The 4854-nt window shown below is 47.4% G+C and carries 5 protein-coding genes and 4 tRNA genes; 2 read left to right on the top strand and 7 right to left on the bottom strand.

Going from position 1 to position 4854, the window contains the following annotated elements:
• The 5 genes from DXXMK7_RS21495 to DXXMK7_RS01190 form a co-directional block, all read right to left on the bottom strand.
• On the bottom strand, window positions 1-115 hold a 115-nt coding region (locus DXXMK7_RS21495), incomplete at its 3' end, for a GTP-binding protein (protein ID WP_021280608.1).
• A gap of 106 nt (window positions 116-221) precedes the next feature.
• Window positions 222-297, bottom strand: a tRNA-Thr gene (locus tag DXXMK7_RS01205).
• Window positions 298-306: 9 nt separating this feature from the next.
• Window positions 307-381, bottom strand: a tRNA-Gly gene (locus DXXMK7_RS01200).
• Between the two features lie 136 nt (window positions 382-517).
• Window positions 518-602: transfer RNA gene (locus tag DXXMK7_RS01195), tRNA-Tyr, on the bottom strand.
• 17 nt (window positions 603-619) lie between these two features.
• Window positions 620-695: transfer RNA gene (locus tag DXXMK7_RS01190), tRNA-Thr, on the bottom strand.
• A gap of 373 nt (window positions 696-1068) precedes the next feature.
• Between DXXMK7_RS01190 and DXXMK7_RS01185 the strand changes: the two genes are divergently transcribed.
• Together DXXMK7_RS01185 and coaA are read left to right on the top strand one after the other, a co-directional pair.
• Entirely contained in the window at window positions 1069-1617 is a 549-nt protein-coding gene (locus DXXMK7_RS01185; protein WP_038663360.1) for a GNAT family N-acetyltransferase, read from the top strand.
• Window positions 1618-1832: 215 nt separating this feature from the next.
• Entirely contained in the window at window positions 1833-2783 is a 951-nt protein-coding gene (gene coaA, locus DXXMK7_RS01180; RefSeq protein ID WP_038917496.1) for a type I pantothenate kinase, read from the top strand.
• A 25-nt stretch (window positions 2784-2808) separates the two neighbouring features.
• Here coaA and birA read toward each other — a convergent pair whose 3' ends face one another.
• Both birA and murB read right to left on the bottom strand, forming a co-directional pair.
• Window positions 2809-3768: a bifunctional biotin--[acetyl-CoA-carboxylase] ligase/biotin operon repressor BirA gene (birA, locus tag DXXMK7_RS01175; RefSeq protein ID WP_038917494.1), complete on the bottom strand. Its 960-nt coding sequence runs from the start codon at window positions 3766-3768 to the stop codon at window positions 2809-2811.
• Complete coding sequence (gene murB / locus DXXMK7_RS01170; protein ID WP_038917492.1) at window positions 3765-4802, bottom strand: UDP-N-acetylmuramate dehydrogenase; 1038 nt, start codon at window positions 4800-4802, stop codon at window positions 3765-3767. The genes birA and murB overlap by 4 nt, the downstream gene beginning before the upstream one ends.
• Window positions 4803-4854 lie beyond the last annotated feature (52 nt).

Below are 4854 nucleotides of genomic sequence, written 5' to 3'. Positions count from 1 at the left end.
TTTTCGCCAGAACGGTAGTGATGGCTGCGGTCAGCGTTGTTTTACCATGGTCAACGTGGCCGATAGTACCGACGTTAACGTGCGGTTTTGTACGTTCAAATTTTTCTTTAGACATCGATTGTCCCTCTAAGACACGGATAAATCGGTGGTATCACCACATCAACCAAGCAATTACTTGCTGAGCTTTTAACAGAAAGAAAATCAGGAGGAAAATAAAGAAGTGGTGCTGATAGGCAGATTCGAACTGCCGACCTCACCCTTACCAAGGGTGCGCTCTACCAACTGAGCTATATCAGCACATCTAATTGGAGCGGGCAGTGGGAATCGAACCCACATCATCAGCTTGGAAGGCTGAGGTAATAGCCATTATACGATGCCCGCATCCTGGAACTCGGCTACCTGATTTCTCTGTAGAACATTAAAGCAAGGCACAATTTACATTGATACCTTGCTTTTTTTCGATTCGGCTTTGATATTTCGTACCGCATCGATTGCATCCTGTCGCCAGGATTGAATTTGGTGGTGGGGGAAGGATTCGAACCTTCGAAGTCTGTGACGGCAGATTTACAGTCTGCTCCCTTTGGCCGCTCGGGAACCCCACCTGATTGTATGTACTTGATGGTGCCGGCTGCCGGAATCGAACTGGCGACCTACTGATTACAAGTCAGTTGCTCTACCTACTGAGCTAAGCCGGCATCAAGTGCTGCGCATTCTAGGCAGAGGGGCCGGTCTATGCAACAAAAAAATTGCTCAAAATGCGCTATCGCTTAGATTTTGCACAAATTCGGATGCTGTTTCACATTACTGTCAATCATTCGTGCAAATAAGCATCAGGAAACATGTTAAAAGCGCTCTGCGCGTACGGTTCTCAGGCATTCAGGCATCAATGATATGTCACCGCCATCACCGAATATCTGCACCAAAAAAGTGATAATGCCCCCCTTTGTGGCAGTCCTGAGCATGAGATGCGGCATTTAGCCACTTTTAGCCGCCATCGATGAATGGAACATTCCTTGCATGAAAAATCAGACGAGACACGTTTTAGCCCAACCCAGCAGGAGAGACAGCATGAAGATCGTATTACTGAATGTCGCCACTCTTCCCGTCTATCGTTACGAGTTAGCCGGCTTACTGGTAAATGCTGTGGCAAAGGGAGCGTCTGTCGGTTACCAGTCACCGCTAACGCACGAGGAAGCCGAGAGCTATTTCCACAGCCTGCGTCCTTCTGTCGCCGAAGGAGAGCGCCTGTTATGGATTGCGCGCGATGATAATGGCGTGATAGGCAGTATCCAGCTTGAACTGTGCCAAAAATCAAACGGACAAAACCGGGCTGAAATACAAAAACTGCTGGTTCATAGCAGCATGCGGCGCCAGGGGATTGGAAAACGTTTACTCTCCACGCTGGAGCAGGCGGCATTACAGCATCGACGCGGCTTGATCTATCTCGATACGCAAGCCGGTTCGCCTGCCGAGCACTTTTATCGTGCTCAGGGTTACCGCTATCTGGGAGAACTTCCCGACTATGCAAGTTCTCCCGATGGTTATTACTATCCGACAGCAATTTACTACAAGCGCCTGTTCGCCGTGAATCGCGTAGAGCGCGCCCTCGCCAGCTAATCCCTACCTGATGCCTGTATCACAGGTATCAGGATTGATACAGATTTTTGCTTCTTTTCCTGACCCTCATGGTGGTAACCTGCCCGCTGGACGATAATTTTATCAGGAAAGGATGCTGCGGCTGTTGCCTGTCCAGCCTCCCGGTGTCTCAGTTTCATGCACTGAAACCTGGCTGTTTCCCTTCCTTACCGGTAGCGTCAAGCAGAAATACATTTATGACTAATAACGCGCAATCTTTCGCAACGCCTTATCTTCAGTTCAATCGCCAGCAATGGGCCAACTTGCGTGACTCTGTGCCATTGACTCTGACTGAAGATGAAATCATTAAACTCAAAGGCATTAACGAAGATCTGTCTTTGGATGAGGTCGCGGAAATTTATCTGCCATTATCTCGACTGCTCAATTTTTATATCAGTTCCAATTTACGGCGTCAGGCCGTGCTTGAGCAGTTTCTGGGAACCGATGGACAGAAAATCCCTTATATTATCGGTATTGCTGGTAGTGTTGCCGTAGGGAAAAGCACGACAGCGCGTGTACTGCAGGCATTGCTCAGCCGCTGGCCGGAACATCGGAAAGTTGAACTGATTACCACCGACGGTTTTCTTCATCCCAATAAGGTATTACAGCAAAAAAATCTGATGAAGAAGAAAGGATTCCCCCAGTCCTATGATATGCATAGCCTGGTAAAATTCGTTTCTGAGATAAAATCCGGTGTCCCTTGGGTAACGGCCCCCACCTATTCTCACCTGACCTATGATATTGTGCCCGATTGCAATAAAGTCATAGAACAGCCGGATATTCTGATTCTTGAAGGACTGAATGTTCTGCAAAGCGGGATGGATTATCCCCACGACCCTCATCGTGTTTTTGTATCTGATTTCGTGGATTTTTCCATTTATGTCGATGCGCCCGAGGAACTACTGAAGAGCTGGTATATCAATCGATTTCTGAAATTCAGGCAGGGTGCATTTACCAATCCCGACTCCTATTTCCACAATTATGCAAAATTGGCGGAAACAGAAGCCGTTAATATCGCATCACAATTATGGAATGAGATTAATGGTTTGAATCTCAAGCAGAACATACTGCCGACGCGTGGACGAGCCAGCCTTATCATGACCAAAAGCGCAAATCACGCAGTCGAGTGTGTACGCTTAAGAAAATAAAAATAGAGGGGATGACAATCCCCTATTACCATCCACGCAGAGAAATCTCACCGCCAATATAAGACTGAATTACCCCATCCTGCTCCAGCAATAACGCCCCCTGGCTATCAATGCCTTTATCAATACCTTTTATTTCCCGATTACCGACAATCAGCTTCACTGCGCGATTATAAAAATTATCCAGATTGTTCCATCGGGAAATAAAGGGAGCTAAACCTTGTTGTTCATAAATAGCCAATGCAGCACGCAGTTCAGTAACGAGCTTCACAGCCAGCATATTACGATCAATATCAATCCCTGCTTCCTGCAGGTTGATCCATCCCTGATCGATCACAGTCGAGCCTGATGAATTCATGCGCAAATTAATACCTGCGCCGATAACCAGATGCGCAGCATCCCCCGTCCGTCCATTTAATTCAACGAGAATACCAGCCAGTTTTTTATCGTTCAGGTACAAGTCATTCGGCCATTTTACCCGCACCCCTTCAGCTCCCAGATGATGCAAGACTTCCGCCATAATGATGCCAATCACCAGACTCACGCCAACCGCTGCGGCAGGTCCTTGTTCCAGACGCCAATACAGTGACAAGTAGAGGTTACTGCCAAAGGGGGAAAACCATTTTCGACCACGACGCCCCCGCCCAGCCTGTTGGTATTCGGCAATGCAAGCATCACCCGACGATACCGAATCAAGGCGATCCAACAGATATTGATTGGTAGAATCAATCACGGGTAAAACCGCTATATTGCCGCTTTGTATTTGCGAGCGAATATTCTCTGCATCAAGCAATTGAATTGGGGCTGAAAGTGCATAACCTTTTCCAGTTACAGTAAAGACATCCAACCCCCACTCTCTGATGGTCTGAATATGTTTGTTGATGGCTGCCCGGCTCATCCCCATTAGCTCACCGAGATATTCCCCCGAATAAAACTCACCATCGGACAGAATAGAGATTAGCTTCAACGGGACGGTATAATCTTTCATGCCAAAACCTCCACTGCATTAACCTCTCCCTGAGCGGAAATAAACCGTACCTCAGGCTCCAGCCACACATCGAATTGCTCTGCAACTTTGTTTCTTACATAACGAGCCAGATTAACCAGATCACAACTGGTTGCTTCGCCTTTATTCACCAGAACCAGAGCCTGCTTATCATGAACTGCAGCCTGACCAATTTGATGCCCTTTTAAACCGCATTGATCGATCAACCAGCCGGCAGCCAGCTTTACCTCACCATTCGGTTGAGGATAATGAGGGGCATTGGGATAATTCGCCAGAATGTGTTCAGCTATAGCGGCAGGAATTACCGGGTTTTTGAAAAAACTACCTGCATTACCCATTACCGCAGGATCGGGTAATTTGCTCCGCCTCATCTGACAAACGGCGTCAAAGACTTGTTTTGCTGTCACTGCCGAAGGGTCAAGGCGAGTAAGATCGCCATATTCCAGGACCGGCTTCCACCCTTTCGATAAACGAAATCCTACTGCGATAATGGCAAATCCATCCTGGTATTCATGCTTGAAAACGCTATCCCGATAACCGAACTGGCACTCTTCAGCACTCAGGCGCGCTGTCTCGCCCGTTCTCAGATTTAGCATATCGACATAAGCACAGACCTTTTTCAGCTCTACACCATAAGCGCCGATATTCTGAATAGGCGCGGATCCAACACATCCTGGGATCAAGGCCAGATTCTCGAGACCGGAAATCTGGCGTTCCTGCGTATATTCCACAAGGTGATGCCAGTTTTCTCCAGCCCCAACATGGAGCATCCATTCAGATGCAGTCTCTTTTATCTCAATCCCTTTGAGCCGATTAATGAGTACTATGCCGTGAAAATCGTCCAGAAAGAGTACATTACTCCCTTCCCCCAATATCAGGATTGGTAACCCGCTCTGATTAGCACGCTGCCATGCAGATAACAACTCACTTGAATTTTCGATAATCGCGACCTCTGTTGCAAATACCGGTAAGGAGAAGGAATTAAACGATTTTAGAGATGTGACAGAATTCGTCATGGTAGCCAATACTCAGTAAACAGTTAGGCATAGTCTAACTGATTCTGAGGGA

This window comes from Dickeya sp. MK7, assembly GCF_000406305.1.
Lineage (GTDB): Bacteria > Pseudomonadota > Gammaproteobacteria > Enterobacterales > Enterobacteriaceae > Dickeya > Dickeya fangzhongdai.
This window is presented reverse-complemented; position numbering and strand designations above follow the sequence as displayed.